At 53.9% G+C, this 2464-nt stretch carries 2 protein-coding genes and 1 pseudogene; 1 reads left to right on the top strand and 2 read right to left on the bottom strand.

All coding sequences use genetic code 11. The features are described from left to right. Positions 1-171 (top strand): annotated as a pseudogene (locus tag EYS42_RS17385) (IS30 family transposase); the annotation flags it as partial. A gap of 61 nt (positions 172-232) precedes the next feature. On the opposite strand, the gene EYS42_RS17510 reads toward EYS42_RS17385, so the two are convergent. Both EYS42_RS17510 and EYS42_RS16775 read right to left on the bottom strand, forming a co-directional pair. Then, positions 233-421 (bottom strand): zinc ribbon domain-containing protein, encoded by a 189-nt coding sequence (locus EYS42_RS17510; protein WP_425358911.1) that lies wholly within the window; start codon positions 419-421, stop codon positions 233-235. A 478-nt stretch (positions 422-899) separates the two neighbouring features. Continuing rightward, positions 900-1427 (bottom strand): hypothetical protein, encoded by a 528-nt coding sequence (locus tag EYS42_RS16775; protein WP_130969359.1) that lies wholly within the window; start codon positions 1425-1427, stop codon positions 900-902. Positions 1428-2464 lie beyond the last annotated feature (1037 nt).

Genomic DNA, 2464 nt, shown 5'->3' with positions numbered 1-2464 from the left:
GGCTCGAATGAAAACTTCAACGGCTTGCTGAGGCAGTATTTCCCGAAGGGGATGTGCTTGAGTCAGGTGACCCAGGAGGAATGTGATGAAGTTGCCCGAGAAATTAATATGAGACCGCGCAAAAGATCGGGTTATCGATCACCGCACTGGGTGTACCATCACGGCCGGTAGGGTGTTGCACTTGATGTGTCAATCTACGCGACACTTGGGTGAAGTGCTTGGTGGCCATTGTTTAGCGCCCGAAGACGAAGTCCAGCGCTTGCTGACCAATGGGGACATTGCCTTGATAGAACTCGGAGAACTTGCATCGGGAGCAAACGATGGAAGTGTATTGAGCCGATTCGACCCCAAAGAAGGATCCGAGGCCACCCTGAGCGGCACGAAGTCGATGCTCCTCGTATTTTGTGTGACCGCACTTCATGCATTTGTAGTTGGACGTCGGCGACCTGGCAAGTAGCTCGTTATCGATGTGTTCAACGATGTCAAGGTAAAGCTCTAGATTCACCCGAGACAAGCGCTTGTGCTCAGTGAGTTCATCGAACGTGAGCGAAGGAATGTCAGAGACCGATGGCAGGTCCATGTTAGATGCCTCGATGTATTGGTGTTGCCTAACGCCCAAGTTAACCGGCGCCGGAGCGCGAAGCGCGGAGGGCACCACCATGGGTCATCAAAATCGCGAAGCGATGGCCCATGGTGGCGTCCGCGTTGAACGCCGAGTTAGGCCGCGGTGTCTGCGCGAAGCGCCCGTGCCCAAGCTCGGTGATGACGTTACCACTTCCAGAGCGATGGCGAGCGCCAGTGGGCGGGCTGCGTTGCATGGTGAGCGGCTCCTCCGTTAGGTTGGAATGTCCACAATAGGCGGCCAAGCTTCGTATCCGGCACAACCGAAGTGTTAGGTCTCATTGCGCGCGGCGCCGAAACTCTTCGAGTTCCCATACAGCGAGGCTACGAGAAGCAGCCACACGCTTGAGATGTGAGATTGCCGTTAAGTATTCATCTTGCGAGTCACTTGAGGTCCAGTCGTACTGAAGCCCAGCGAGGTCTCGGACGATCCCGTCGATTGGGCAGTGGATCGGCTCGTCAATGATTCCCGCTACCCATAGATACTTGAGATGCATGTTGATGAGCTTCTGTGCAACACCGAAGCGGAGCCTACCTTGATGGAGCGTCTTTGAATACCGTTTTGTGAACCGCTCTGCCGTGTTGGCTATGAAGTAAACGTGCTGCTCTTCGTCAACAGTGCCGCTGGAGTAATTGACAAGGACTTCATGTAGGACAGCGCGGAATCCGTCTTTAGTGGCTCCTCTCTGGTGTTCCTTGCATGAGCGGGCATAGATTGGAGCGCCACCAGCTCGGGTTGAAAGCGCGGCCTTAAGACTCAATAGGCCAAGCTCGTATATCAGGAATTCGCGTTTCGCTGCTTGCATGCACATGCTCGTGGGTGTGAGGCCTAACGCCCAAGGTAAGCGGCGCCGGAGCCCGACAGGGCGGAGGGCACCAACACTGGCCATGAAGATGCCGCAGGCATGGCCAGTGTTGGCGTCCGCTTGACCGCCGAGTTAGGCCACGGTGCCAGCGCGAAGCGCCCGTGCCAGTGCTCGGTGATGGCGTTACCACTTCCAGAGCGGTGGCGTGCGCCAATGGGCGGGCTACCTTGCATACAGCGGTGATCGTGCGTTAGGTTGGCGTGCCCACAAAAGACAGGCGAGCTTCCGCAAAGCCAAGGCTGGGTCAGCTTTATCATTTGGCTTAGGTTTTTGCAGCAAAACACTGCCTTCGCAATTATTTGCAAAGACCGACCACTGAAAATTTTTCTGCAGTATACGAAAGCTTGTTTTTGTCCAGCGACGCTTCGATTCGCCTCAGGCTCACAAAGCATTTCCCTCTGATGCAGTACGATCCAAGCTCGTAATCCGCTCCCGTTTCGGGCCTGAAGGATATCGATAATATATGATCGTCTTCCGTGGTAACGGCTGTAATGCTTTGCTCTGCTGCAATATAAACCTCCGAGAAATTTTTTGGCGGGGTTTCGGCGGGCATTCCAAGAGACCGATTGTTGAATGTCTTGTCGTTTAGGAAGGCCATGTTTCGTGAGTTAACTAGCCCCAATCCGTCAATTTGCCAGTTAACGCAATCTGTTCCAGGTATCAATCTGACGGTCCCGGTTGAAATTGTCCTAAGACGAGCCATGGATCCCGATGTGGGCTCTTTATAAGGTTGCGAAAAGCCTTGCGTGACAGACTTCATATTGATGTTGCCGCAAGCATTTATCAACAAGATGGTCGGCAGTAAAAACAGTAACTTCGTTCTCATACTTAATTGGTGGTTTTTGGGGTGGGCCTAACGCCCGCGTTAACAGGCGGATGCCAGCGAAGCTGGTAGACGTCCTGTTGAACAACCAGTTAGGCCGCGGCCCGAAGGCACGATGTTGCCCATCTTAGTAGAAGGCCTGCTTCGTAGATTC

It is taken from the genome of Aquabacterium lacunae, from assembly GCF_004310865.1.
Taxonomy (GTDB): Bacteria; Pseudomonadota; Gammaproteobacteria; order Burkholderiales; family Burkholderiaceae_C; genus Aquabacterium; species Aquabacterium lacunae.
The sequence above is the reverse complement of the archived record's forward strand: the minus strand, read 5'-3'. Positions and strand labels throughout refer to the sequence as shown.

Excerpts from the sequence above, each read along its gene's own strand:
- EYS42_RS17510 (WP_425358911.1), bottom strand. The coding sequence starts at position 421 with ATGAAGTGCGGTCACACAAAATACGAGGAGCATCGACTTCGTGCCGCT.
- EYS42_RS16775 (WP_130969359.1), bottom strand. The coding sequence starts at position 1,427 with ATGCAAGCAGCGAAACGCGAATTCCTGATATACGAGCTTGGCCTATTG.